Here is a 26,604-nt window from a genome sequence, read left to right on the forward strand (position 1 = left end):
TCCGCGAAAGTATTGACATATCGGGCTGAAAGGAGAAGGAAGTTAAAGAAGTATTTTACCATTGAATGTGTTGAGATGATCGAAACTACCGCCCAATTGGAGGCGGCCTGCCGAGAGCTGGCCAAGTCGGAATTCATTACCATCGATACGGAATTCCTGCGAGAAACGACCTTCTGGCCGGAACTGTGTTTGATACAGATGGCAAGCCCCACCACCGAAGTGCTGGTGGACCCGCTGGCCAAGGGGCTGGACCTGGCACCCTTCTTCGAGCTGATGGCAAACCCGTCGGTGCTGAAGGTGTTTCATGCTGCGCGCCAGGACATCGAAATCATCTTCCATCGCGGCAACCTCATTCCGCATCCGATCTTCGATACGCAGGTCGCGGCGATGGTCTGCGGCTTCGGCGATTCGGTTTCCTATGATCAGCTCGTCAGCCGCATCAAGAATGTCCATATCGACAAGTCCTCGCGCTTCACCGATTGGAGCCGGCGGCCGCTCTCGGAAAAGCAGCTGGACTATGCGCTCGCCGACGTCACTCATCTGCGCGACGTCTATCTCTCGCTCAAGGAGCAGTTGACGCGCGAGGGACGCGCCTCCTGGCTGCAGGAGGAGATGGCGATCCTCGAGGCACGCGAGACCTACGACCTGCATCCCGACGATGCCTGGCAGCGGCTGAAGATGCGGCTGCGCAAGCCGCAGGAGCTGGCGGTGCTGAAATACGTGGCCGCCTGGCGCGAACGCGAGGCACGCGCTCGAAACGTTCCCCGCGCCCGGGTGCTGAAAGACGATGCGATCTATGAGATCGCGCAGCAGCAGCCAAAGGACACCGAAGCACTCGCACGGCTGCGGACCATTCCGAAGGGCTGGGAGCGCTCGGCAGCCGGTACGGCAGTGCTTGAAGCGATCAACGCGGCGCTGGCGCTGCCGAAAGCCGAAATGCCGCATCCGCCGCGCCACCAGCAGGCTCCCGAAGGCACCGCGGCAGCTTCCGAACTGCTGAAAGTGCTATTGAAGCTGATTGCCGAAAAGCACGGCGTCGCCCCGAAAGTGATCGCCAACAGCGACGATCTCGACAAGATCGCGGCGGAGGGCGAGAAGGCCGATGTCGCGGCTCTGACCGGCTGGCGACGCGATCTCTTCGGCGAGACGGCGTTGCAACTGATCCAGGGCCAGGTGGCCCTGCGCTTCGTCGGCAAGCGGATCGAAACCGTCAGTCTCTAGTCGCGACATTCTCCTTTCCCGGCGCCTTGCGATTGCGTATGATTCGCGGACCAAGGTGTCGGTCGCCATCACGATTGCGCCGCAAATCTCGTGGAATGAACGTCTTGTGTAATCGTTCTATTCGATGACGTTCCAGTTTGCCGACGCAATCCCGCGTCGATGACAGGCGTCGCTTCTCGGCGGAAAAGTGAATGGGCATTTTCCATTCGATACGCAACTGGATCCTGACATCGCTGGTTGTCGCCTCAACCGGCGTCATCTACGGCAAGGTATTTTTCCCGCAATCGCCGATGTATATCGGCGCAATCTTTGCTCTGTTCTGCGGCATGCCGCTGCTGGTATTCGAGCGCCGCATGATCCTGCCGCGGCTGAACGACTGGATGCACAGGCTACCGACGCCGGCTTTCATTCTTTCGGCTCTCATCGTCGACTTCGTCCTGATGAGCGCCGGCTATGCGATCGCGGGCAGCCTTATGAAATTGCTGGGCCTGGTCGAAGCGTCATGGGAAGACATGACGGTCCTGAAGATAGATGTCTACATCTATGCCGTTCTGGTGACAGCCGTCATCATCTTCATCGGCCGCGTGCGGGAGCTGCTCGGTCGCGACGTGTTCCTCAGCCTGCTGACCGGCCGGTACCGCAATCCGATGCAAGAGGAACGCGTCTTCCTCTTCGTCGATCTCGTCGGCTCTACCGCCTTTGCGGAAGAGCACGGCGACCTGAAGACACAGGAATTCCTGGGCGCAGTGTTCGGTGCCATGGCGGAGCCCGTGCGTCGGCACAAGGGCGCGATCGACGACTATATCGGCGATGCGGCCATCATCACCTGGCCGCTGCAACGGGGCATCAAGAATGCCAATTGCGTGCGCTGCGTCTTCAATATCCTCGACAATATCGAAAAGAATGCCGAGACGTGGCTGAAATCCTACGGCAGGGTGCCGCGTCTGCGAGCCGCGCTTCATGGCGGCAGCATCGTGACGGCCGAAATCGGTGTCGACCATCACAAGATTGCCTATTTCGGCGACACGGTGAACACGACGGCGCGGCTGGAATCGCTCTGCAAGACGCTGGAGCGCCAGGTGTTGATCTCAAGCGATCTCGCCAGGCTGCTCGAACTTCCCGAAGCGATCATCAAGGAAGAGCTCGGCGAACATGCCGTTCGCGGCCGCGATCAGCATCTCGGCGTTATCGCCCTTCACACGCAGGATCGCCAGGCGCTGAAGACCATTCGTGGCAGATCGTAAGCAATACATATCATTGGCTGCGTTTCGATATCACCACACGCTTGAGCTTCACAGCCTATGGGTTGTCCACAGTCACCAAATCTTCACCTAAGCGTTAATTCGCGGACATGGGTCGCCTGTTAAGCGGAGTTGTTTTCGCCACTCTCCACCACAAGGTGACATGATGACTCGAATCCTTTCCGCCTCTACGGCACTCTTCATTTTGCTTGCCGCTTCGGCCCATGCCGACGAGCAGCAGTTCAAGGCAAAGCTCGTCGGACAGGCAATCCTGCCGGCCAACACCATCGCCGACGCGCCTGCCGATGCGTCTGATTTCCTGAAGACTTCAGGCAAATTCACGACGCCGGATCGCAAGCGCACCGACGCTCTCGGCACCGTGCCGGGCAAGGATGGCGCCCGCGTTACCGACCTGAAGCTGCCCTTTGCCGGCCAGCCGATCCAGGGCTTCTCCGGCATCAAGACCATGCCTGACGGCACCTTCTGGACGCTCTCGGACAACGGCTTCGGCTCCAAGCAGAATTCCAGTGACGCCATGCTTTTCCTGCACCAGCTGAAATTCAACTGGGATAGCGGCAAGGTGGAAGTCGTCAAGAACTTGTTCCTATCCGATCCGAACAAGAAGGCCCCCTTCCCGATCGTTATGGAAGGCGCCGACAAGCGCTATCTGACGGGTGCCGATTTCGACATCGAATCGGTTCAGCCGGTTGCTGATGGCTTCTGGATTGGCGACGAGTTCGGTCCCTACCTGCTGAAGTTCGACACAAACGGCCAGCTGACAGACGTCTTCGCAACGACGCTCGACGGCAAGCCGGTCATGTCTCCCGACAACCCGCTGATCCAGCTGCCCGGCAACCCGACGCAGAAGATTCCGGCCTTCAACCTGAAGCGCTCCGGCGGCTTCGAGGGCCTCGCTATGTCGAAGGACGGCTCCAAGCTCTACGGCCTGCTGGAAGGCCCGATCTACAAGGAAGACGGCCAGATGGAGAGCGTCGACGGCAAGACGGCCATCCGCGTCATCGAATTCGACGTTGCCTCCAAGAGCTGGACCGGCCGCAGCTGGCTCTATCCTTTCGCAGACAAGGGGGTCTCGATCGGCGATTTCAATATGCTCGACGCAACGACGGCCCTGGTCATCGAACGCGACAACGGCGCCGGCACGAAGGACAAGGCCTGCGCCGATCCCAAGCAGCCGAAGCCGGATTGCTTCGAGGCTCCGGCCGAGCTGAAGCGCGTCTACAAGATCGAATTCAGCGACGCCAATGTCGGCAAGTCCGTTCGCAAGATCGGCTACATCGACCTGCTGCGCATCGAAGATCCGGACCACAAGCGTCGCCAGGGCGGCGGCGAAGGCTTCTACGACATGCCCTTCGTCACCATCGAGAATGTCGATCGCGTCGATGCCACGCACATCATCATTGGCAACGACAACAACCTGCCCTTCTCCGCAGGCCGCGCCGTCGACAAGGCTGACGACAACGAATTCAGCCTGCTTGAAGTGGGTGATTTCCTGAACGCGAAGTAAATTGCAAGAAACTGCCTCTCCCTGCATCGCGGGGAGAGGTTTCAGGCCTGTTCGAAGCGGTAAGACCTATTCTTCGAAGCAGAACGCCAGTCGGCGGTTCGTCAGCTTGCCGAGTTGCTGCAGGCGCCCGTCCAGCCTCTCGCCGGCAAAATCGTGATATTCGGCGGGAACGACGAATTCGAGATCGAGATCCGGATTTGTCGAGCGACGGAACGACAGGTTCCGGACGATGCCAGGCATCGACGCCGAGAACAGATAAACGACACGCAACAGGCCGCCGAGCAGCTTGGCGCGCTCGATGTAGAGCGGCGTAGCGATGGTCGCGAGCGGCTCGGTCGCCCCGTCATCGCTCAAGCCCTCGAAGCGGTAGTAATTGGCAAGTGCGATGAAGGCACGGCCGGCATGGGTAATGCCGACGAAGGACGTGTGGGCGATGATGTTCAGCGCCTGCAGGCCGCGATAATCCGGATGGGCACGCCAGCTGATATCGGCAAGCAGGCAGGCTGCCTGGCGATAGCGGCTTTCCTCATCGGTCTCGGTGATGCCAAAGAACGGCATCATCCGTCCCGTCCATTCCGCCAGCTCTCGGGCATGTTCCGGCGAACGGGCACGCAGGATGGCGAGTTCGCCGGCCGCCACGAGCAACGGATCGCTGTTGCGCTCCGCCTCGGTTAGCAGCGAATAGAGATAGCCTTCACGCACACCCTGGGCGGAGAAGGAGATGACGGACGGCTTCATGGCCGCCAATACCTCGCGCATCGCAACCGCGCCGAAGGGCAGCAGCGAGCGGCGGTGCTTGGAAACCGCCTGCAGCGCCGGATCCTTCGAATCCTTCGATTCGACGATCTGATCCAAGAAGCGGATCATCTCATCAAGCTGCACCTCATAGCCCTGCATCATATGCAGCGGATATTTGCGGATTTCCATGTGCAGCTTGGCGATATTTCGCCAGGTGCCGCCGACCGCATAGAAGGTGCGGTCCTCGCCCTTGCTCAAGAGCTTGGCCGTCTTGACGTGCTTGCGCGCAAAGCCGCGCGCCTTCTCGATCGAGCCACCGGCATATTCGGAGAGGCGCAGACCACCGAGCGGCAGCGTGATGCCCTTGCCGATCTCGCGATCCTTAATGTCAATCAGTTCCAGCGAGCCGCCGCCAAGGTCGCCGGCGATGCCATCGGGATGGAAGAAACCGCTGATAATGCCGAGCGCAGAGAAACGTGCCTCTTCTTCGCCCGAAAGCACGCGCACCTTGCGCTGAAGAATGGCTTCGGCCTGATGAATGAACTGCGGACCGTTGCTTGCTTCGCGCGCCGCGGCCGTTGCAAGAACATAGATGGTGGAGGCACGCGCCTGATCGGAGAGCGCCTTGAAACGATGCAATGAGGCAAGCGCTCGTGCCACGTTTTCCTCGTCCATCTTCCCCGTCAGCGCTATACCCTTGCCCAGGCCGCATAGCACTTTTTCGTTGAAGAGGATGGTTGGCGACCGCGAATGGCCTTCATAAACGACAAGACGGACCGAGTTCGACCCGATATCGACAACGGAGACAGGGGCGATGCCCGGAAGACGCCCCTGGGCTTCTGATTCAACCATGCAGGTCCAATTTATTTGTTGCGGCCCGACAGCAGCCCAGCGATGAGTTTCGGTGCGCTGGATTTCAAGGCTTCACCGCGGCCCGACAGGCTGGGGTTGGTCATGAAATACTGCTGCGCATTAAATGGCTCTTTTCCCTGGCGCACTTCCATGCGCCGTGAAGTCCCGTCCGGCAATATCTCGTAGCTTTGCTGATTGTCAATGATATTGCCCAGCATGATCTGTGAAAGCACCTGCTCGTGCACGGTCTTGTTGGTGAGCGGCACTAAGGTTTCGACGCGGCGGTCAAGGTTTCTCGGCATCATGTCGGCAGAACCGATATAGACCAAGGCCTTATCCGACGGCAGGCCGTGACCATCGCCAAAGCAGAAGATGCGGCTGTGCTCTAGGAAGCGACCAACGATCGACTTGACGCGGATCCTTTCCGAAAGGCCTGCAATCTGCGGACGCAGGCAGCAGATGCCGCGCACGACCAGATCGATCTCGACGCCGGCATTGCTGGCTCGGTAGAGCGCGTCGATGATGTCGGGATCGACGAGCGAATTCATCTTCATCCAGATCGCGCCCGGACGGCCATTCTTGGCGTGCTCGATCTCACCTTCGATATGCTGGAGGATGCGCGGGCGCAGTGTATAGGGCGAAACCGCAATCTTCATGCCGTGCTCCGGCTCACCGTAACCGGTGATGAAGTTGAAGATATTCGCCATGTCATGGGCGATTGCCGGATCGCAGGTGAAGTACGAGAGGTCGGTGTAGATCTTGGCGGTGACCGGGTGATAGTTGCCGGTGCCGAGATGGCAGTAGGTGCGCAGCTTGCCGTCTTCGCGGCGCACGACCATCGACATCTTCGCATGGGTCTTGAGCTCGATGAAGCCGAAGACGACCTGCACACCGGCGCGCTCAAGGTCGCGCGCCCAGCGGATGTTTGCCTCTTCGTCGAAGCGGGCCTTGAGCTCCACCAGCGCGGTAACGGACTTGCCCATGTCGGCGGCGTCGATCAGCGCGCGGACGATCGGGCTGTCGTTCGAGGTGCGGTAGAGCGTCTGCTTTATCGCCAGAACGTCAGGATCCCTAGCAGCCTGGAGAAGGAACTGGACCACCACGTCGAAGGATTCATAGGGGTGGTGGACGACCATGTCCTTTTCGCGGATCGCGGCGAAGCAATCGCCGGCGTGCTCACGGACGCGCTCAGGAAATCGGGCATTGTATGGCTCGAAGCGCAGATCGTCGCGCGGCGCCTTGCAGATTTCGGATAGGGTATTGAGCGCCAGCAGGCCGGGCAGAACCGCGATGCGGTTTTCCGGAACGTTCAGCGACTCCACCACGAACTGGCGAAGCTCGAGCGGCATTTCGGAGTCGGTCTCGATGCGGATCACGGAACCGCGGCGGCGGCGCTTCAGCGCGGTTTCGAAGAAGCGCACCAGATCCTCCGCCTCTTCCTCGACTTCGATATCGCTGTCGCGAATGATGCGGAAGGTACCAGAGCCCTGCACCTCGTAGCCGGGATAGAGCCGGTGAATGAAGATGTTCACCACGTCTTCGAGCGTGATGTAACGGATGACGTTGCTGGCATCCGGCAAGCGGACGAAGCGGTCGAGCGCCGGCGGCAGGCGCAGCAGCGCCGTCATCGGATCGCGGCCGTTCATGCTCTTCAGCTGCAGCGCGATCGAAAAGCCGAGGTTCGGAATGAAGGGGAAAGGATGCGCCGGGTCGATGGAGAGCGGTGTCAGGACCGGGAAGATCGCCTGCTCGAACTCGGTGTGCAGCCACTGGCGATCGGCATCGGTAAGAGCAGCCGGGCGGACGATCAGAATATCTTCCTTGGCAAGATACTGCTGCAGAACGGCAAGCGAGGCCTGCTGCTCCATCTGCAGATTGTCGATCTCGCGCAGGATGTCGTCGAGCTGCTCGGCGGGCGTCTTGCCGTCAGGCGTGCGCACGAGGATCTTCTGGCGGACCTGGCCTTCGAGGCCGGCGACGCGCACCATGAAGAATTCATCGAGGTTGGCGGCGGAGATGGAGAGGAAGCGAACACGCTCCAGCAAGGGATGAGCTGTGTTCAATGTCTCTTCAAGGACGCGGCGATTGAACTGGAGCCAGGAGAATTCGCGGTTGATGAAGCGCTCGGGGCTGGTCAGCAGCTCGCTGACCGGAGGTGCGGCCTCCGGGGTTTCCGGGTTGGCGTCCTGATGTTCCGTGAGTGCCGAGTCCATGTTCCACCTACCCTCTTCTAATCTTGTGCCACGTATATCAGTTTGACGACGGAACTGTGACAGTCGATGTCAACTCAATCCGGCTGACCGGAGCTACCCAGTTCGTTCAGGACCTCAGCGGCCAACAGGCGCGTGATCCTTGTTCCTCGCGCCAGTGCCAGCCGGTCCAGCCGGTCGACGATCAGCTGCGCCGCGTTCAAGGAACGCTCCATGCGATTGACGATATAAAGGACGAGTTTGTCATCGATATAAAGCTGGCGGTCGGCGAACAGCTTGACGATCACCTGCGACAGCAATTTCTCGTCCGGCTCGCCGATCTCGACCACCGTCGCAGCCTTCAGGCGCGAGCGTAGGTCGGGCAGCGTCACCGGCCAGGACATCGGCCAAAGCCGGCTTGTCATCAAGAGACTGGTGCCGTTTTCGCGGACGCTGTTGATGACGTGAAACAGCTCCGTATCGTCAAAACCGAGGCGATCCACATCTTCGAAGATGACAGGGCCGTTCGCCGCCGCGACTGTGGCATCGGAGCCGGCGACGGGGTGAATGTGGACGGCGCCGCACCGTTCGGCCCAAATGCTCGCAAGATGCGATTTGCCCGAGCCTACGGGACCCGCCAGGATGACGACCGGCGACGGCCAATTCGGCCAGGCATCGACGATCTTCACCGCCGCGTGCAAGGGATCGGCGACGAGCAGATCGTCACGTCCGTTTGCGGGATCGTGCGTAAAGGCCAAGGGCAGCTGCTCGGCGGCCTTGCGCCTTAGATCAGCGTTCTTTGCATCGGTCATGTCTAGCTATTCTCGGTCTTGCCGGCCTTGGCTCTGCGCGCCTTACCCGCTTCCGAGCGTCCGTAATAGAGATCGCTCTGAAGGTAGCGCGAAAGGGCGAAGCGGACAAGAACGCCGCAGGCGGCGGCGGCAGGAACAGCGATCAGCAGCCCGACGAAGCCGAAGAGTGCGCCAAAGGCAAAAAGGGCGAACATCAGCCAGACCGGATGCAGGCCGACGCTTTCGCCGACGAGCTTCGGCTGCAACACATTGCCTTCCAGGAACTGGCCGGTGAAGAAGACGGCGAGGGTCAGACCAACCCAGATATAATCGGGCCAGAACTGCACCAGCGCGACGCCGACCGCCAGGATGAGGCCGACCAGCGAGCCGACATAGGGAATGAAGCTGATCATGCCGGCAAAGAGGCCGATCAAAAGGCCGAAGTTCAGGCCGACCAGCGACAGGCCGACGCCGTAGTAGACGCCAAGGATAATGCAGAGCGAGCCCTGCCCCCGGATGAAGCCGGCGATTGCCTGATCGATCTCGCGGGCGATCTGGCGGACGGTGGCGACATGATCGCGCGGGATCCAGTCGTCGACCTTGGCGATCATGCGATCCCAGTCGAGCAGGATGTAGAAGGCGACGACCGGCGTGACGACCATCAGCGAGATGATGTTGACCAGCGCCTTGCCGGAACTCCAGAGCTGCGCGAACAAGCCGCCGACAAAGCTCAAGCCGTCGGACATGATGCTGGAGAAATTGTCCTTGATCGCTCCGAGCTGGTTACGGATCCAGTCCGGCAGCACCATCGTCTGCGCCTTGGCGACCAATTGCTGCGCCTGCTGCACATAGGTCGGTATGTGCTGAATAAAGTCGTTGAACTGGTTGATGATGATCGGGATGACGATGGTCAGCGCCAGGGCAAAGATCAGCACGAAGGAGACGAGGATCACCACCGTCGCCATCAGACGGCTGAGGCCGATCCGCTCCAGGCGGTCGGCGACTGGATCGAGGAAATAGGCGACCGCCATGCCGGCGATGAACGGCAGCAGGATCGTGCTGAAGATATAGACAAAGGCGACAAAGACGACGAGCACGATCACCCAGAAGGTGACTTGACGCTTGAGGCTCGCCCCGCTGACCTTTTGCTCCATCATCTTCCCCGTTACTTCGCGCTCGCTTGCCGTGTGCTTAGGACATAGGATGATGCCGCAATTATGGTCAAGCCTGAGGCCGGAAATCTGCCTCAGGCAATGGGAAACGGGGAAAATCGAGGGAGTTGCGGCGCTTCCGCCTTGCATAAAGGCCCCTATCATGCAATGGCGACCCGATCAAAGCCCTGTCATAATGGACGGGCGGCCATCGGAGGCGGAAGCATGAGCCAGTCTGGAAAAAACGGTCTGACCTATAGCGACGCGGGTGTCGATATTGATGCCGGCAACCTGCTGGTCGAAAAGATCAAGCCTGCCGTCCGTTCGACGCGCCGTCCTGGTGCCGATGGCGAGATCGGCGGCTTTGGTGGCCTGTTCGACCTCAAGGCGGCAGGTTTTACCGATCCGGTGCTGGTCGCCGCCAACGACGGCGTCGGCACCAAGCTGAAGATCGCAATCGACGCGAACTATCACGACACTGTCGGCATCGACCTCGTTGCCATGTGCGTCAACGACCTGGTCGTCCAGGGTGCCGAGCCGCTGTTCTTCCTCGATTACTTCGCCACCGGCAAGCTCGATCCCGACCAGGGTGCTGCGATCGTCGGCGGTATCGCTGCCGGCTGCCGTGACGCAGGCTGCGCGCTGATCGGCGGCGAGACGGCGGAAATGCCGGGCATGTATTCCCACGGCGACTACGATCTGGCAGGCTTTGCCGTCGGTGCCGCCGAGCGCGGCCAGCTGCTGCCGTCCGGCGATATTGCCGAAGGCGACATCATTCTCGGCCTCGCCTCATCAGGCGTTCACTCCAACGGCTTCTCGCTGGTGCGCAAGATCGTCGAGCTTTCCGGCCTCGGCTGGGATGCGCCGGCTCCCTTCGCCGAAGGCAAGGCGCTTGGCGAAGCGCTGCTCACGCCGACGCGCATCTATGTGAAGCCGCTGCTCAAGGCCATCCGCGAAACCCATGCTCTCAAGGCGCTCGCCCACATCACCGGCGGCGGCTTTCCGGAGAATATTCCGCGCGTCCTGCCGAAGCATCTAGCCGCCGAAATCGATCTCGCCGCCGTCAAGGTGCCGCCGGTCTTCTCATGGCTCGCCAGGACGGGCGGCGTCGAAGCCAAGGAAATGCTGCGCACCTTCAACTGCGGCATCGGCATGATCGTCGTCGTCGCTGCCGAAAACGTCGCGGCCGTGAAGACGGCGCTTGAAGCGGAAGGCGAAGCAGTCGTGACACTCGGCCGCATGATCGCTCGCGAAGAAGGCGCCCACGGCACCGTCTACAAGGGCACGCTGGCTCTATGACCACGCCGCGCAAACGCGTCGTCGTCTTCATCTCCGGCGGCGGCTCCAACATGCTGGCTCTTCTGAAGGCCACCAAGGCAGCAGACTACCCGGCCGAGATCGTCGGCGTGATCTCCGACAAGGCGGATGCCGGCGGATTGGCAAAGGCTGCCGCCGAGGACATCGCCACCTTCGCCTTCGTGCGCAAGGAGTTCGCCAGCAAGGAAGCGCATGAAGAGGCGATCCTTTCGCAACTGGAAGCCCTCTCCCCCGATATCATCTGCCTTGCCGGCTATATGCGCCTGCTCTCCGGCCGCTTCATCCAGGCTTACGAGGGCCGGATCATCAATATCCATCCTTCGCTGCTGCCGCTTTTCCCAGGCCTGCACACGCATCAGCGCGCCATCGACGCCGGCATGCGCATTGCCGGCTGCACCGTGCATTTCGTTACCGAAGGCATGGACGAAGGCCCGGTCGTCGGCCAGGCTGCCGTGCCTGTCTTGACGGACGACACTGCCGACAGCCTTGCCGCCCGGGTACTCACGGTCGAGCATCAGATTTATCCGCAATCGTTGCGGCTGCTAGCGGAAGGCAAGGTCAGGATGAAAGGCGGCAAGGCCGTGAGCCTTGTCGAGATATCCATCGCCCAGGGGCGGCAGATATTGTCACTACTTGGTGACGCAAGCTAGTTTTCAAGCCGCCATGGCCATCAGCGGGTGCAGCGTGCCGTCGCTATAGACGATGCGGCCGCCGCGGAAGGTTGCGCGGATGCGGTGAACCGAACCGGGCTCGACGGCGACCAGATCGGCGAGCTGGCCGACGGCGATCTCGCCGCGATCCGTCAAACCGGCCGAACGGGCGGCGTTGGACGTTGCCGTCGCAACGGCCGCCGGCAGACCGCCAGCAACAACATCGGCGATCTTGAAGATCGCCGGCACGAAGGCTGCCGGGTGATAGTCGGCTGCGATGATGCCGAGCAGGCCGGAGCGGGCCGCGTCCAGGGCACTGAGATTGCCAGACATCGACTGGCCGCGCAGTGCATTCGGCGCGCCCATCAAGGTCCAGAGGCCGCGGCGGCAGGCTTCTTCGGCCGCCGGTCCCGTCACCGGAAACTCGCTGATCGTCACGCCGAGATCGTGCATCGCCGCAACCTTTTCGGCGCTGTCATCGTCATGCGAGGCGAGCGACAGATTGTGCTTCAGCGCGAGTTCGACCACGTCATGCAGCTTGCGCTCGATCTCCGGGTCCTGGCGCTGCGCGATGCGCTTTGCGACAACTTCCTCGGCCGCCTCGCGCGACATGGAGCGGCGCTCGGACATGCTGCGGATATAGCTTTCGATATCGTTATACTGCCCCTGCCCCGGCGTATGGTCGGTCAGCGAGACCATGTCGACGGAGCCTTCCGCCAACAACCGTTCCAGGGTCGGAGCAGCGCCGAGATTGGTGATTTCGTAGCGTGCATGAACGCGATGGTCGATCAAGAGCTCATCACGCAGGCTGCCGATGCCGCGAATGACAGCCGAGGTGGTTTCGAGCGAGCGGACGTGACCATAGACGCTTTCGGTCGCAAAGGAGAGCGCGGCGAAGGCCGTGGTAACGCCGGCTGCCGCCAGCTTCTTGTCCAGCTCGTGGACACCGAAATCGATCGGCATCATCGCATTCGGCCGCGGCGCGATCTCGCGCTCAACCATGTCACAATGCAGGTCGACGAAGCCCGGCATCAGCAAACGGCCACCGCCGTCGAAGGTCGGCTGCTCCACCGGCTCCGAGCGAATTTCGGCAATCACGCCGTCCTCGATGCGCACCGCACCCTTTTCGACGACTTCATTGGGAAGAACGAGCGTGAAATTGCTGAGCCACATCGGCTTTCTCCTGAAACAGCGTCCATAATCGACGGAGGCTCGGAAACATTCGAATGTTTCCGGCCAGCACGCCCCGGTAAGCTCGATTCGTGACAATGTGATGAACGACGCGAAGATAGCTTCCCACCGTCGAACGGACTATCTCAGATTGGCCTCGTTCAGCACCGCCCATTGCAGCAGCATGATCGTCTTGGCATCATGAATATCGCCCTTTTCGATCATTGCCATCACGTCGGAGAGGCGAACTTCCAGAACCTCGATATCCTCATGCTCTTCGGCAAGGCCGCCGCCATCGGCAACCCGGTCGGACGTATCGATCACAGCAGCGAAGAAATGGATGACCTCGGTCGAGGAACCCGGCGACGTCATGGCCTTGAAGAGGAACCGGACGTCACGCACGCGAAAGCCGGTCTCTTCCATGGCTTCGCGGCGGATCGCAGCTTCCGGATCGTCGCCGTCGAGCAGGCCGGCGGGCACTTCGATCATCCAGGCCGGCTCGCCGACCAGCTGGGCCGGCAGACGGTATTGGCGAACAAGCACCACCGTTTCATGGCTGGGATCATAGAGAAGGATGCAGGCGGCCGGCGTGCGATGATAGACTTCGCGCTTCAGGCGATGCTGTTCGCCGCGAGAATCCGTGTAATCGACCTCAAAGGTGCTGAGCCGCGTCCATTGGTCCGCCAGCGTCTTTTCGCTGACGATGTCGGCTTTCGCCTTTTCGAATTTACTCATGCCATATCCTTGCGGAGCCATACCTTGTTATCGTGGACGGCCGCGCCACCATAGGGTGCGACCGGATCGGCGCCGGTGAGCACGTTGATGCCCTCGCCGTCGACATGGGCGTTGTTCGGCCACAGACCTTCGGCAATTAGCACGCCCGGCTTCACTTCCGTCGTCACGCGTGCATGCAGACGGATATCTCCGCGCCCATTGCCGATGCGAACCAGTTCGCCGTGGGCAATGCCAAGCGTCTCGGCATCGGCCGGATTGATCATCACCTCCGGCCGACCTTCCTTCTGTCGCGACGTCTTCGTTTCCGCGAAACTCGAATTCAGGAAGTTGCGCGATGGCGAGGTCGCGAGCCGGAACGGATGCTCGGGATCGGCCACCTCGATGACATCGACCTGGTCCGGAAATTCCGGCAGTTCGACATGGGGGCCGAGCAAGCCGACGGCTGCGGGCGGCCGGTTCGGCGCCGGCTGGTTGGTCCAATCCGGGCGGAAGCGGAACTTGCCGTCGGGATGGGCAAAGCCGTTGACGAAATGGGCCTCCTCGAAATCCGGCTGGCGGTCGAACCATTTGTGCTCGAGGAAGTAATCGTAATCCGGCAGGCCACTCCTCGACAGAACCCGATCGATCATCTCGCGGGCCGAGAAGCCGAAACCGGGGCGATCCGCGACACCGAGGCGCTTGGCGAGCTCCTCGATCACGAAGAGATTGCTGCGAACGGTCGGCGGCGGCTCGACGAGCTTGGGACCGAGAAGAATGTGGTTCTGGCCGCCAGCGCGATAGATGTCGTCGTGCTCGACGAACATGGTGGCGGGGATGACGATATCGGCCATCTCAGCCGTATCGGTCATGAACTGCTCGTGTACGGCGACGAAGAGGTCGGAGCGGGCAAAACCGCGCTTCACCAGCCGCTGTTCGGGCGCGATGTTCACCGGATTGGTGTTCTGGATGAGCATGGCGGTGACCGGGCCGCGATGGCGCAGCGCAACGGCATCGCCGGTCAAGGCGCGGCCTATCTGCGATTGGTCGATCATGCGGATATCCATATCCTTCATGGCGCGGCCGGTGAGTTCGCTCGCATCCATGCGGAAGATATCGCTGTTCGAATGAAAAGCGCCGCCGCCCTCATATTGCCAGGAGCCGAGGACCGTGGCGATCGACGCCGCCGCATGCATGGCGATCGCACCGTTGCGCTGGCGGGTAAAGCCATAGCCCAGACGGAAGTAGGTCTTCTTGGTCGTCCCGACGAGCTTGGCGAAGGCTTCAATCTCGTCGACCGAAAGGCCTGTGATATCTGCAGCCCAGGCAAGCGTCTTCGACGTCAGATGCTCTTCGAGGCCGGCGGGGTCATCGGCATATTTTGCCATATAGGCGCGGTCGGCATAGCCGTCGCGGAAGGCGATGTGCATGACGGCGCAGGCAAGGGCCGCATCCGTACCCGGCTTGACGATCAGCGCCAGATCGGCCTGCTTCATCGTCGGGTTATCGTAGATATCGACGACGACGATCTTGGCGCCACGTTCCTTGCGGGACTTGATCGCGTGGGTCATGACATTGACCTGGGTGGCAACCGCATTCGTGCCCCAGATGACGACGCAGTCCGTGCGGCCCATCTCGCGCGGATCCGGGCCGCGCAGCACGCCCGTCGCCATGGTAAAGCCGGTCCATGCCGGATTGGTGCAGATCGACGAGAAGAAACCGGAATAGCGCTTGGCGTGTCGAAGCCGCTCGATGGAATCGCGCTGCACCCAGCCCATGGTGCCGGCATAGAAATAGGGCCAGATCGCCTCGCTGCCGTCCTTGGCTTCGGCCTTGATGAAGGCTTCGGCGATCTCATCCAGCGCCGCGTCCCAGGAAAGCTCCTGCCAGCGCCCCTCGCCCTTGGCGCCAGCGCGTCGCAGCGGCTTCATCAGGCGATCGGGGTGGTAAAGCCTTTCGGCATAACGCGCCACCTTGGCGCAGATGACGCCGGAAGTATAGGAATGGTCGTTGGCACCGCGAACCCGGCCGATCTTGCCGTCCTCAGTCAGATCGACCTCCAGCGCGCAGGTGGAGGGACAGTCATGCGGACAGGCGGTGTGACCTATACGCGATTTGGCTTGGATGGGGGTCGCAATGTTCATGATGTTTGTATATTTCAAGCGATGTCCGGCCACTAGAGACAATCCGGCCCATCTCAACAATTCATGCGGACTTCAACGACGATGAACTATCGGCACATCTATCACGCGGGCAATTTTGCCGATGTCTTGAAACACGCTATCCTCGCGCGCCTCGTCCGCTACATGCAGAACAAGGACAAGGCCTTTCGCGTTCTCGATACCCATGCCGGCATCGGGCTTTACGACCTTTCCTCGGAGGAAGCGCAGAAGACCGGCGAGTGGCGCGACGGCATCGGCAGGGTGCTGGAAGCGGAACTCGTGCCGCAAGTCGCTGATCTGCTGGAACCCTACCTCGCCGCCATCCGCGAGCTGAACCCGGAAGGCGGCCTCAGGCTTTACCCAGGCTCGCCGAAGCTCGCCCGCATGCTGTTTCGCCCGCAGGACCGGCTTTCGGCCATGGAGCTGCATCCGGACGACTTTCAGCGACTGCACCGGCTGTTCGAGGGCGATCACCACGCGCGAATTACCGAACTGGACGGCTGGCTGGCGCTCGGCGCGCATCTGCCGCCGAAGGAAAAGCGTGGGATCGTGCTCGTCGATCCGCCGTTCGAAGAGGAAGGCGAGTACGAGCGTCTGATCGACGGCCTGGCCAAAGCCTGGCGCCGGTTTCCGGGTGGCACCTATTGCCTCTGGTATCCGATCAAGAAGGATGCGCCGATCAAGCAGTTTCATGAAGCACTGCAGGCTTTGGAAATTCCGAAAATGCTCTGCGCCGAGCTGAGCGTCAAAAGCGATCGCGGCTTTACCGGGCTGACCGGCTCGGGCCTCATCATCGTCAACCCGCCCTTCACGCTGAAGGACGAGTTGCATGCACTCCTGCCGGCTTTGAAGGATATTCTGGCGCAGGACCGCTTCGCCTCGCAGCGCGCTTTCTGGCTGCGTGGCGAACATTGAGACTTTTCACAGACATACCCCACAGGTGATTTCATGAGACTTCTTTGCTCGTCCACCTCTCCCTTCTCCAGCAAGGTGCGCATGGCGGCCCGCCATCTCGGCATCAAACTCGAGGAAATCCACGTCGACACGAATGCCGGGCCGACGCTGCTCATCGACAACAATCCGCTCGGCAAGATCCCGACATTGCTCACTGGCGACGGCGAAGCCATTTTCGACAGCCGCGCCATCATGCATTATTTCGACCGGCGCGAGGGCGGGCTCTATCCTTCGAAAAAGAGCAAGCGCACCGAAATCGAGGTTCTGGAAGCGCTGATCGACGGCACCAATGAGTGCCTCCTGTCGATCGTCTACGAGCGCCGCCTTCGCGAGCCCGAGAAGCAGCATCAGCCGTGGATTGATCGGCAATGGACGAAGGTCGGCCGCGCCCTCACCCATCTCGACGCCGAACCGCCGAAGATCGGCAAGAAGCTGCATGCCGGCCATTTCGCGCTTGCCTCCCTTATCGGCTATCTGCAGCTTCGCTTTGAAGGGCAATGGGAAGCGGACCATGCGGGATTGACGGATTGGGCACACAAGTTCGAGAAGCATTTCCCCGATTTTCCGGTGATGAAGCCGCAAGTCTGACGCCGTCCGGCTCAGCTCTGGCCGGCAGCGTCGGCCTTCACGAAATCGACGAAAGCGCGCAAAGCTGTCGGCAGTTGCCGACGGCTCGGATAATAGAGGAAGAAGCCTGGATAGTAGGGGCACCAGTCCTCCAGCACGCGGATCAACCGGCCATCCTGCAAAGCAAGTAGCGCGTGATCCTCAAACACGAAGGCAAGGCCGGAGCCATTGATAGCGGCATTCAGCATGATGTCGAGATCGCCAAGCGTCAGCGGCCCCTGCACCTCAATCTCCAGCTCAACGCCGCCGCGTTCGAACTCCCAGCGATAATAGGTGCCGCCCGGAAAACGGTAGCGGATGCAGGGGTGATCCTTCAGATCGTGGGGCGTGACCGGTTGGGGGAAACGCTGGAAATGTTCTGGCGAGCCGACGATCGCCGTGCGCTGGCGGGGACCAATGGCAATTGCGATCATGTCTGCGGCGATGCTTTCGCCGAACCTTATGCCAGCATCGAAACCGGCAGAGACCGTATCCACGAGCGCATCGTCCACCACGATTTCCACTTCGATGGCAGGGTAAGCCCTCAGGAACCGTGACACGATCGGCAGCAACACCATCTTGGCGGCGGGGCGCGGAGCGTTGATGCGCAACTTGCCATAGGGCTGTCCACGGAATTTATCGAGATCCTCCAGCGCATCGTCAATATCGAGGAAAGCCGGGCGGATACGATCGAACAGGCGCTCGCCTGCCTCCGTCAGCCCGACGCCGCGCGTGGTGCGATTGACCAGCCGCACATCCAATCGTTCCTCGATCGCCCGCAGCGAATGGCTGAGCGCGGACGCCGTCACGCCGAGCTCCACCGCCGCCTTGCGAAAGCTACGGTGTTGGGCAATCGCCAGGAAGATGGCCAGATCGGTCGAACGAATACGTCGCATTGATGAGAATTTCTCAGCACTTCATGGAAGACAAAGTAGATTACCTCAACGATCCCATCAAGCTACCTTTCTCCTGCAAGCGAATTCCGCCTATGGAATTGCAAACTCACGAAGGAGAAAGTCATGCGTGTTTGGTTCATCACGGGCGCATCCCGCGGCTTCGGCGCCCTCATCGCCCAGGAAGCTCTGACTGCCGGCGACGCCGTCGTTGCCACAGCCCGCAACCCTGCCGGCCTAGCGGAGAAGTTCGGCAATCATCAGAACCTCCTGCCCGTCGCTCTCGACGTGTCGAACGAGGCGCAAGCCCATGAGGCTGCGGCTGCCGCCGTCAAACGCTTCGGACGGATCGATATCCTTGTCAACAATGCCGGCTACGGGCTGCTCGGCGCCGTGGAAGAGGCAACCGCCGAGGAAATCGAGAAGCTCTACGCCACCAATGTCTTTGGCCTGTTGAAGGTCACCCGCGCCGTCCTGCCACACATGCGCCGGCAGCGTTCCGGCCATGTCATTAACATGTCCTCGGTCGGAGGCTATCAAAGCTTTGCCGGCTGGGGCATCTATTGCTCGACGAAGTTCGCCGTCGAAGGCCTGTCCGAGGCGATGGCGGCGGAACTGCAGCCGCTCGGCATCAAGGTCACGGTTGTCGAACCCGGCTTTTTCCGCACCGACTTTCTCGATGAAAGCTCGCTCGCCGTCAGTCCGAGCTCGATTGCCGACTACAAGGACACACCCGCCGGCGCGATGCGCGATTTCGCCGCCGGCCACAATCACGGCCAGCCCGGTGATCCCAAACGGCTTGCAAAATCGATGATTACACTTGCACATGCGGCCAACCCGCCGCTGCGCATGCCTTTCGGCTCCGATACGGTCGGCGCGATCGAAGCGAAGAACAGCTATGTCGCCAAGGAACTGGCCGATTGGCGGGAACTGGCCGTATCGACGGACTTCCCGAAGGACGCCTAACAAATATCCAGCGACATCAAACAAAAAAGGCCGGGGTTTCCACCCCGGCCTTTTTTGTTCAGGCTTACGCCTTCGGATAATCAGAACTTGACGCCGATACCGACCTTGACGCTCTGCTCGTCGAAGCCACGCGAGAAGCTACCGGAGTCGAGGTTGAAGGTCTTCTTGCCGTAGTCGGTGTAACGGTATTCAAGACGAGCCGTGATGTTGTTGGTGATGAAGGTTTCAGCACCTGCACCAACCGTGTAGCCAACAGCCGTCTTGCTTTCGGAAGACGTGTCGTCGGACAGCTTGTTCTGGCCGAGTGCCAGACCAGCCGTGCCGTACAGCATGAACGGGTTGAAGTCGTAACCGAGGCGACCGCGAACCGAGCCGTTGATGCCGTTCTTGGCAGTCAGGCCATTGCGGCTCGTTTCGGAGTCTGCGTAACCGAGGTCACCTTCGATACCGTATACGATCTGGCCCTGCTGCCAGTTGTAGCCGGTGAAGGCGCCGCCGCCGAATCCGTAAGTGTTGCCGGTGCGATTGAAGTGACCCTTGTTCCAGTCACCTTCACCACCGATGTAGAAACCGGACCAGTTGTTGACGACCGGAGCTGCTTCCTGAGCGACGGGCGGCTGCGGAATCTGCTCAACAGCGTCAGCAGCCTGAGCTGCGGTGTAGCCGCCGAGAGCGAAAGCGGAGACCATGAGGGTCTTGATAAGAGTACGCATACTTTTCTCCTTTCAGTCCCGTGTGCCCCGCTTACTGTCCTTGACTTCGAAGCGCCACGAGCAATTAAAACATATCCCTCCCGGATCGAGGTTGAAATTGGAATGCAAATGAGGAATTGGAAGAGCCAAAATATGATATCATTGTGGCACAGACGTGGCTGAATTTCGATGTTGCTTCATCGCAACAGAGGAATTGTTAACCCTAATCATTGATTAAACCGTGTATACTTATTTTAAACTAAATATATCTCAAGTTTTACATAAGAAACCCCAAAGGGCCTCATTCGCTCATGCATCTTTTCATATGGTGTATCGACGCCCTATATGAGCATCGATTGGGTAACGACGAGCAAAAGGCGATCTCTTGAGCCAGGAAAAACTACGCACGGCGCTGATAACCGGCGCCTCCAAAAGAATAGGCCTGGCAATTGCCGAGGATTTGTCGGCTAATGGCTTCGGGGTGGCGTTGCACGCCAATCAGTCCCTCGCCGAAGCCGAGGAAATTGCGGCAAAACTGCGGCAAAAGGGCCGGAGGGCCATTGCGATCAAGGCGGATCTGCAGAATTTGGCCGAGACATCAACCCTCATCGAAAGGGTCTCGGGTGCTCTCGGCCCGCTCGATCTGCTGGTCAATAACGCCTCCGCCTTCCTCGGCGATTCCGCCGATCATTTTGACGGAGAAGCCTTCGAGGCGCATTTCGCAATCCATGTGCGGGCGCCGTCGATTCTGGCAGCCGATTTCGTCCGGCAGCTTCCCGAACCGCATCCGGGCCTGATCGTCAACATGGTCGACCAACGTGTCTGGGCGCTCAATCCGCGCTTCTATTCCTATACGCTGTCGAAAGCCGCCCTCTGGACGGCAACACAGACGATGGCGCAAAGCTTTGCACCGCGTATCCGCGTCAACGCGATCGGCCCAGGCCCGACGGTGCGCAGCGTGCGACAGACCGAAGAGGACTTTCAAGCGCAGATCGACGGCCTCATATTAAAGGCGGCGCCGGGGCTCGAAGAATTCGGCCGGACCATCCGCTTTCTTTTTGACACGCCCTCGATCACGGGCCAAATGATAGCGCTCGATGGCGGCCAGCATCTTGCCTGGGAAACGCCGGACGTGTCGGAGAGTGCGGAATGAATGGAAGAAAGCTGCCTGATGGCGGCGTTCTCTACGACGAATCAGACGATATCGAAGACGACATCGAGGTGGAGGGCGATGCCGCCGCCTCACCCGTTGCGCCCATCGATTGGAACGAGGGTGGAAGGAACGAGACGGGGCTTCGCGGCGCCGAACTGATCGCCGAATTCGTCAAGCGGCTGCCCAACAATCCCGGCGTCTATCGCATGTTCAACGAGGCCGGCGACGTGCTTTATGTCGGCAAGGCGCGGAACCTGAAGAAGCGCGTCTCCAACTATGCCTTGGGCAAGGTGCATTCCAACCGCATCGCCCGCATGGTGCGCGAAACCGCGAATATGGAATTCGTCACCACTCGCACGGAGACGGAAGCGCTCCTGCTGGAAGCGAATCTCATCAAGCGCTTGCGCCCGCGCTTTAACGTTCTGCTGCGCGACGACAAATCCTTCCCTTACATTCTGATTACGGGCGATCATCGCGCGCCGGCCATTTTCAAGCATCGCGGCGCCCGCGCCCGCAAAGGCGATTACTTTGGCCCCTTCGCGTCGGCCGGCGCCGTCGGTCGTACCATCAATTCGCTGCAGCGCGCCTTCCTGATACGCACCTGTACCGACAGCGTCTTCGAGACGCGCACGCGCCCCTGTCTGCTCTACCAGATCAAGCGCTGCTCCGGCCCCTGCACGCACGAGATCAGCGATGCAGGCTATGGGGAGCTGGTACAGGAGGCGAAGGACTTCCTTTCGGGCAAGAGCCAGAACGTCAAGGCGCATATGGCCGAGGCGATGAATGCCGCCGCCGAGGATCTGGATTTCGAGCGCGCCGCCATTTTTCGCGACCGGCTCGCCGCGCTCTCGCATGTGCAGAGCCATCAGGGCATCAACCCGGCTGGCGTCGAGGAGGCCGATGTCTTCGCCATCCATCACGAGGGTGGCATTTCCTGCATCCAAGTCTTCTTCTTCCGCACAGGGCAAAACTGGGGCAACCGTGCCTATTTCCCGAAGGCCGATCCGTCGCTCTCTGGCGCAGAAGTGCTGAACGCCTTCCTGGCACAGTTCTACGACGACAAGCCTGTGCCGCGGCAGATCCTGCTGTCGGAGACGATCGAGGAAATCGAACTGCTCGCGGCAGCGCTCAGCGAGAAAGCCGGGCATAAGGTCGCGATTCTCGTGCCGCAACGCGGCGAAAAGCGCGATCTGGTCGAGCACGTCATTGCCAATGCCCGTGAGGCGCATGGCCGAAAGCTTGCGGAAACCGCCTCGCAATCGCGGCTGCTCGAGGGCTTCAAGGAAACCTTCAAGCTTCCCTACACACCGCAACGCATCGAGATCTACGACAACTCCCACATCATGGGCACGAACGCCGTCGGCGGCATGGTGGTGGCCGGGCCGGAAGGCTTCGTCAAAGGCCAGTATCGCAAGTTCAACATCAAATCGACCGACATCACGCCGGGCGACGACTTCGGCATGATGCGCGAGGTCATGACCCGGCGTTTCTCCCGGCTGCTCAAGGAAGAAGGCAAGCCCGACCGCAGCGGCATGGCTGACACCACCGTCGACGCTGCCGATCGCCCCTTCCCCGCCTGGCCCGACATCATCCTCATCGACGGCGGCCAGGGGCAGATGACGGCGGTGCGCGCCATTCTCGAAGAGCTCGGGATCACCGACAGCGTCATCGCCATCGGCGTTGCCAAGGGTGTCGACCGCGAGGCCGGGCGCGAGCGCTTCTTTGCCCCATCGCGCGAAAGCTTCTCGCTGCCGCCCCGCGATCCCGTGCTCTACTTCATCCAGCGCATGCGCGACGAGGCACACCGCTTCGCGATCGGCTCGCATCGCGCCCGGCGCAAGAAGGAGATGGTGAAGAACCCGCTGGACGAGATCGGCGGCATCGGCCCTTCGCGCAAGCGCGCGCTTCTCCAGCATTTCGGCACGGCGAAGGCCGTGTCGCGTGCCGCCCTTTCGGATCTGATGGCGGTGGAGGGCATATCCGAAGCCGTCGCACGACAGGTCTACAACCATTTCCACGAAGACGCCGCGAAATAGGGATGGCTCGTCGCAAATTCCACGCAATAGCGGTGAAAAAACAGAAACAATATTGACGATAAACTGACCAAACCATCATCTAGGGTATGACCACCAAAAAGTGCGAAGCGGTTTTTGGGATCACGCTTAATCAAATGACTTCAGCGGGATGAGATCAACAGAGCCCCATCCGGCCTGGTCGAGACAACAGAAACGAAACGATTTCCATGGCGTCGCGCGCTTACAGTATCCCCAATCTGCTCACCTACGGCCGCATTCTCTGCGTACCCCTGATCGTTCTTTGCTTCTTCATCGAGGGCAAGCTGGAGGGTTCCGATTTCGCGCGCTGGGTCGCGCTCTGGATCTTTGTCATCGCCTCGATCACCGACTTCCTTGACGGCTATCTCGCCCGCATCTGGAACCAGACCTCGAACATCGGCCGCATGCTCGATCCGATCGCCGACAAGCTGCTGGTCTCCGCGATCCTGCTGCTGGTGGCCGCCGACGGCACCATTGCCGGCTGGTCGCTCTGGGCCGCCATCATTATCCTCTGCCGCGAAATCCTCGTCTCCGGCCTGCGCGAATATCTGGCGGCACTGAAGGTCAGCGTTCCCGTGACGCGCATCGCGAAATGGAAGACGACCGCCCAGCTCGTGGCGATCGCCTTCCTGCTGGCTGGGCCGGCGGGCGACAAGGTGCTACCCTACACGACGGAGATCGGCATAGTCCTGCTCTGGGTCGCGGCGCTTTTGACCATCTATACCGGCTACGATTATTTCCGCGCCGGGCTGAAGCATGTCGTGGATGAGGAATGATGACGAAGCTCGTCTATTTCGCCTGGGTGCGTGAGCGGATCGGCAAAGCGGAAGAGGAAATTTCCCTTCCTGCCGAAGTCGTCACCGTCGGCGATCTCCTGAGTCATTTGAAGGGCTTGGGAGAAGAATACGAGGCGGCGCTTCAATTTCCCAACGCAATCCGCGTCGCCATCAACATGGAGCACGCCGAGCACGATGAGCCGATCGCCGGAGCGCGGGAGATCGGGCTCTTCCCGCCGATGACAGGGGGGTAAGCCGATGGCTATGCAGCCGGTAATCCGAGTCCAGCGCGAGGATTTCGAGCTTCAGACCGAGATCAACAGGCTGACCGCCGGGCGGCACGATATCGGCGCGGTCGTCACCTTCTCCGGGCTCTGCCGCGACGAAGGCGGAATACTCGGCGCCCTCGAACTCGAACATTATCCCGGCATGGCGGAGGCGGAGATTACTCGCATCTCCAATCTTGCCATCGAGCGCTTCGAACTGCTCGGACTGACCGCCATCCATCGCTACGGCAAGATTTTGCCAGGTGAAAACATCGTCCTCGTCATCGCCGCGGCATCGCATCGGCAGGCCGCCTTCGACGGCGCCAATTTCGTCATGGATTTCCTCAAGACATCCGCTCCCTTCTGGAAGAAGGAACATGGCAAGGATGGCGAAGAAGGTGGCTGGGTCTCGGCCAAGGATGCCGACGACGCGGCGCGCGACAAATGGTCAGGCGAGAAATAGGTCAGGGCACGATCCGCTCGCGCCGGCTTAGGACCAGCAGCAAGACGAGCAGCGAAAAAATCACGAAATCGCGCCACAGGAACGGGCCATAGGCGCCCCACATGGTCTCGGTGAGGCCGAGGAGTGCGGCACCACCTGCCGACTTCAGCGGATCGGAATAACCGCCGACCGCCGCAATCATCAGCACCTTTAGTCCGAACATCAGCCCTGCCCCGAAATCCATCGTTCCATAATAGGAAGTAGCCAGCAGGCCGCAGATGGTCGCGACCACGGCCGAGGCGACGTAGGCGAGCAAGAAGACGCGATTGGCGCTGGCGCCGCACAGTTCGGCGGCGAGAGCATCGTCGGTGACCGCCCGCCAGATACGGCCCCAGCCAGTACATTTGAGGACATAAGCACCCGCAAGGATGACAAGAATCATCAGCACGGTGTTGAGCAACTGGATCTCGGTGAGCGTCACGCGGAAATCGCCGCTATCCCAGAAGACGACGGCATCGTTCAGGAAGGGCGGCAACCAGATGCCGCGCGTATTGGCGGCGAGCCGCGCGGTCTCCATCAGGATAATCATCATGCCGAGTGCCGCGACGATGACCGTATTCGGAGACTTGCGCGACAGCGGCAGCATGATCGCGCGGCCAACCAGAAAGCTGGTACCGACCGTATAGCCGACGGCGATGATGGCGCCAAAGGTGAAGGCCGCAGGCAAAACGAGATACATCTTGGTGTAGCCGACATCCGTGAAGAGCACGAGCATCTGGCCGGCGAAGGCGAAAAGTGCGCCGTAGGTGATGTCGGCCCGCTTCATGACCCCGAATGCGATGGAATAGCCGAAGGCCAGCGCCGCATAAAGTGCAGCGAGCGGAATGGCATTCGCCAGTTGCTGCAGAAGATAAGCCATTCCACTCCTCCGAAGAACACGCAAATAGTAACTGGCAAAATTCATTTTACCAGTTATAATTTTCGCCATGAGCTTTTCCTGGACCCCACATCGTTTCTCCGGTGGCGCGCTTGCGCTCGATGTCGCCAACAGCGTGATCCTGCGCCATGACGACGAACGCCGCATCGACCGCTTCGAGGCGGCGGGACAGATGGACAATTTCCCGAAAGCGGCCGCCAATTTCTGCGCCGAACGGGCACTCTTCGGCGATATCTTGCCGGTGCGGCGGGAAAACAGGGCCGATTTCATTTCGTTGCGCGAGACGATTGATCGCTACTTTCGGACACGTGTTCTCGGCGAGGCTGCAGACCTGCTGCTCGCCGATCTGCTGGCTGCGTTGGCGAAGGTTCTGAAACGAGCCTCATCCGATGGGCTCGATGCGGCGACCGTGCATTCGACGTTGCGCCTGATCGCCATGCCCGATCCGGAACGGATGAAAATATGCCGCAACTGCGGCTGGCTCTTTATCGACCGCAGCAAGAACAAAAGCCGCGCCTGGTGCGACATGGCAGTCTGCGGCAACCGTGCCAAGGCCAGCCGGCACTACCGGCGCAAGAAGGAGGAGACTGCGCCATGACAATGAAAATGATCATGCTGACAACGATCGGCGTTGGGATGATCGCCGCACTCGCGCTGGCCGGCTGCCAGAGGAAAGACGACGAAGGCCCGACCCAGCTCACCGGCCGCCTCTTCGTCTTCAACTATCGCGTCGCAAGCGCGAGCTACATGATTACGCTCAAGAAGATCGCGCCGATCCCGGAGGGAACGACGGCCGTCGCGGAGTTCGAAAATCCGGCCGGCGGCGATCCGCTTGTCGTCAACCAGAAGATCTACACCTTCTGGGACAAGATCACGCTCGAAAGCCCGGACCTGCGTTGCGTTCGCAAGGACCGCCCCTATTCCGTCTCGATCAAACTGGTCGATGCCAGCGACAAGACGATCCAGACCATCAAGACCGAGGTCAAATCCGATCTCGACCAGACCGTGCTACCCACGAAGCCGCTCGTCGTCGGCCCCGCCTACACGGCCAACCCGGACATCTTCAAAGGTGACGGTAACGCCGATTACGGGAAGGATACAGCCTGCCCGGCGTGAAAAAAGCCGGGAAGCGATCCCGGCTTTTATT

At 60.6% G+C, this 26,604-nt stretch carries 25 protein-coding genes; 15 read left to right on the forward strand and 10 right to left on the reverse strand.

Features of this window, described 5'->3' with window-relative positions; translation table 11 throughout:
• Positions 1-75 precede the first annotated feature (75 nt).
• From rnd to AC13Q5_RS03470, 3 genes are all read left to right on the forward strand, one after another.
• On the forward strand, positions 76-1,221 hold the full coding sequence (rnd, locus tag AC13Q5_RS03460; protein ID WP_488500848.1) for a ribonuclease D: 1,146 nt from the start codon (positions 76-78) through the stop codon (positions 1,219-1,221).
• A gap of 191 nt (positions 1,222-1,412) precedes the next feature.
• On the forward strand, positions 1,413-2,465 hold the full coding sequence (locus AC13Q5_RS03465; protein ID WP_488500849.1) for an adenylate/guanylate cyclase domain-containing protein: 1,053 nt from the start codon (positions 1,413-1,415) through the stop codon (positions 2,463-2,465).
• 163 nt (positions 2,466-2,628) lie between these two features.
• On the forward strand, positions 2,629-3,987 hold the full coding sequence (locus AC13Q5_RS03470; RefSeq protein WP_488501160.1) for an esterase-like activity of phytase family protein: 1,359 nt from the start codon (positions 2,629-2,631) through the stop codon (positions 3,985-3,987).
• 66 nt (positions 3,988-4,053) lie between these two features.
• On the opposite strand, the gene ppx is transcribed toward AC13Q5_RS03470, so the two are convergent.
• From ppx to AC13Q5_RS03490, 4 genes are all read right to left on the reverse strand, one after another.
• The gene (ppx, locus tag AC13Q5_RS03475) at positions 4,054-5,577 is read right to left on the reverse strand and encodes an exopolyphosphatase (protein ID WP_488500850.1); all 1,524 of its coding nucleotides are present in this window, start codon (positions 5,575-5,577) and stop codon (positions 4,054-4,056) included.
• 11 nt (positions 5,578-5,588) lie between these two features.
• The gene (locus tag AC13Q5_RS03480; RefSeq protein ID WP_488500851.1) at positions 5,589-7,790 is read right to left on the reverse strand and encodes an RNA degradosome polyphosphate kinase; all 2,202 of its coding nucleotides are present in this window, start codon (positions 7,788-7,790) and stop codon (positions 5,589-5,591) included.
• A 74-nt stretch (positions 7,791-7,864) separates the two neighbouring features.
• Entirely contained in the window at positions 7,865-8,578 is a 714-nt protein-coding gene (gene hdaA, locus AC13Q5_RS03485; protein ID WP_488500852.1) for a DnaA regulatory inactivator HdaA, read from the reverse strand.
• A 2-nt stretch (positions 8,579-8,580) separates the two neighbouring features.
• Positions 8,581-9,711, reverse strand: coding sequence for an AI-2E family transporter (locus tag AC13Q5_RS03490; protein ID WP_075852204.1), 1,131 nt, complete (start codon positions 9,709-9,711; stop codon positions 8,581-8,583).
• A 222-nt stretch (positions 9,712-9,933) separates the two neighbouring features.
• On the opposite strand from AC13Q5_RS03490, the gene purM reads away from it, so the two are divergent.
• Entirely contained in the window at positions 9,934-11,007 is a 1,074-nt protein-coding gene (gene purM / locus AC13Q5_RS03495) for a phosphoribosylformylglycinamidine cyclo-ligase (RefSeq protein ID WP_488500853.1), read from the forward strand.
• Positions 11,004-11,675 (forward strand): phosphoribosylglycinamide formyltransferase, encoded by a 672-nt coding sequence (gene purN / locus AC13Q5_RS03500; protein WP_488500854.1) that lies wholly within the window; start codon positions 11,004-11,006, stop codon positions 11,673-11,675. Before purM ends, purN begins: the two co-directional genes overlap by 4 nt.
• 3 nt (positions 11,676-11,678) lie before the next feature.
• Here purN and AC13Q5_RS03505 read toward each other — a convergent pair whose 3' ends face one another.
• From AC13Q5_RS03505 to AC13Q5_RS03515, 3 genes are all read right to left on the reverse strand, one after another.
• On the reverse strand, positions 11,679-12,848 hold the full coding sequence (locus AC13Q5_RS03505) for an alpha-D-ribose 1-methylphosphonate 5-triphosphate diphosphatase (RefSeq protein WP_488500855.1): 1,170 nt from the start codon (positions 12,846-12,848) through the stop codon (positions 11,679-11,681).
• Positions 12,849-12,986: 138 nt separating this feature from the next.
• Positions 12,987-13,580, reverse strand: a complete 594-nt coding sequence (locus tag AC13Q5_RS03510; protein ID WP_457892619.1) for an NUDIX domain-containing protein — start codon at positions 13,578-13,580, stop codon at positions 12,987-12,989.
• On the reverse strand, positions 13,577-15,700 hold the full coding sequence (locus tag AC13Q5_RS03515; protein ID WP_488500856.1) for a molybdopterin-containing oxidoreductase family protein: 2,124 nt from the start codon (positions 15,698-15,700) through the stop codon (positions 13,577-13,579). Before AC13Q5_RS03515 ends, AC13Q5_RS03510 begins: the two co-directional genes overlap by 4 nt.
• 81 nt (positions 15,701-15,781) lie before the next feature.
• On the opposite strand from AC13Q5_RS03515, the gene AC13Q5_RS03520 reads away from it, so the two are divergent.
• Together AC13Q5_RS03520 and AC13Q5_RS03525 are read left to right on the forward strand one after the other, a co-directional pair.
• Positions 15,782-16,633, forward strand: a complete 852-nt coding sequence (locus tag AC13Q5_RS03520; protein ID WP_075852198.1) for a 23S rRNA (adenine(2030)-N(6))-methyltransferase RlmJ — start codon at positions 15,782-15,784, stop codon at positions 16,631-16,633.
• Positions 16,634-16,666: 33 nt separating this feature from the next.
• A complete protein-coding gene (locus AC13Q5_RS03525) occupies positions 16,667-17,260 on the forward strand; it encodes a glutathione S-transferase (RefSeq protein ID WP_488500857.1) in 594 nt (197 codons plus the stop codon).
• Between the two features lie 11 nt (positions 17,261-17,271).
• Here the strand turns inward: AC13Q5_RS03525 and AC13Q5_RS03530 are convergent, their stop codons facing one another.
• Positions 17,272-18,174, reverse strand: a complete 903-nt coding sequence (locus AC13Q5_RS03530; RefSeq protein WP_488500858.1) for a LysR family transcriptional regulator — start codon at positions 18,172-18,174, stop codon at positions 17,272-17,274.
• A gap of 123 nt (positions 18,175-18,297) precedes the next feature.
• On the opposite strand from AC13Q5_RS03530, the gene AC13Q5_RS03535 reads away from it, so the two are divergent.
• Positions 18,298-19,137, forward strand: a complete 840-nt coding sequence (locus tag AC13Q5_RS03535) for an oxidoreductase (RefSeq protein WP_075852195.1) — start codon at positions 18,298-18,300, stop codon at positions 19,135-19,137.
• Positions 19,138-19,217: 80 nt separating this feature from the next.
• Here the strand turns inward: AC13Q5_RS03535 and AC13Q5_RS03540 are convergent, their stop codons facing one another.
• Entirely contained in the window at positions 19,218-19,850 is a 633-nt protein-coding gene (locus AC13Q5_RS03540) for an outer membrane protein (RefSeq protein WP_092710635.1), read from the reverse strand.
• A gap of 364 nt (positions 19,851-20,214) precedes the next feature.
• Here AC13Q5_RS03540 and AC13Q5_RS03545 point away from each other — a divergent pair, with 364 nt between their 5' ends.
• The 5 genes from AC13Q5_RS03545 to AC13Q5_RS03565 all read left to right on the forward strand — a co-directional run bounded on the left by AC13Q5_RS03545 (position 20,215) and on the right by AC13Q5_RS03565 (position 24,541).
• A complete protein-coding gene (locus AC13Q5_RS03545; protein ID WP_457879633.1) occupies positions 20,215-20,982 on the forward strand; it encodes an SDR family oxidoreductase in 768 nt (255 codons plus the stop codon).
• A complete protein-coding gene (uvrC, locus tag AC13Q5_RS03550) occupies positions 20,979-23,018 on the forward strand; it encodes an excinuclease ABC subunit UvrC (RefSeq protein WP_488500859.1) in 2,040 nt (679 codons plus the stop codon). The genes AC13Q5_RS03545 and uvrC overlap by 4 nt, the downstream gene beginning before the upstream one ends.
• A gap of 206 nt (positions 23,019-23,224) precedes the next feature.
• Entirely contained in the window at positions 23,225-23,812 is a 588-nt protein-coding gene (gene pgsA, locus AC13Q5_RS03555; RefSeq protein ID WP_015339389.1) for a CDP-diacylglycerol--glycerol-3-phosphate 3-phosphatidyltransferase, read from the forward strand.
• Entirely contained in the window at positions 23,812-24,066 is a 255-nt protein-coding gene (gene moaD / locus AC13Q5_RS03560) for a molybdopterin converting factor subunit 1 (RefSeq protein ID WP_075852191.1), read from the forward strand. Before pgsA ends, moaD begins: the two co-directional genes overlap by 1 nt.
• Before the next feature lie 4 nt (positions 24,067-24,070).
• Positions 24,071-24,541 carry a molybdenum cofactor biosynthesis protein MoaE gene (locus AC13Q5_RS03565; protein WP_488500860.1) on the forward strand — a complete coding sequence of 157 codons (471 nt, stop codon included), beginning with the start codon at positions 24,071-24,073 and terminating at the stop codon, positions 24,539-24,541.
• Between the two features lies 1 nt (position 24,542).
• Here the strand turns inward: AC13Q5_RS03565 and AC13Q5_RS03570 are convergent, their stop codons facing one another.
• The gene (locus tag AC13Q5_RS03570) at positions 24,543-25,439 is read right to left on the reverse strand and encodes a branched-chain amino acid ABC transporter permease (protein ID WP_488500861.1); all 897 of its coding nucleotides are present in this window, start codon (positions 25,437-25,439) and stop codon (positions 24,543-24,545) included.
• Between the two features lie 67 nt (positions 25,440-25,506).
• On the opposite strand from AC13Q5_RS03570, the gene AC13Q5_RS03575 reads away from it, so the two are divergent.
• Together AC13Q5_RS03575 and AC13Q5_RS03580 are read left to right on the forward strand one after the other, a co-directional pair.
• Entirely contained in the window at positions 25,507-26,055 is a 549-nt protein-coding gene (locus tag AC13Q5_RS03575) for a CGNR zinc finger domain-containing protein (protein ID WP_488500862.1), read from the forward strand.
• Positions 26,052-26,573 (forward strand): hypothetical protein, encoded by a 522-nt coding sequence (locus AC13Q5_RS03580; protein WP_488500863.1) that lies wholly within the window; start codon positions 26,052-26,054, stop codon positions 26,571-26,573. The genes AC13Q5_RS03575 and AC13Q5_RS03580 overlap by 4 nt, the downstream gene beginning before the upstream one ends.
• Positions 26,574-26,604: the final 31 nt, after the last annotated feature.

The organism is Martinezella sp. CNPSo 3964, from assembly GCF_057784375.1.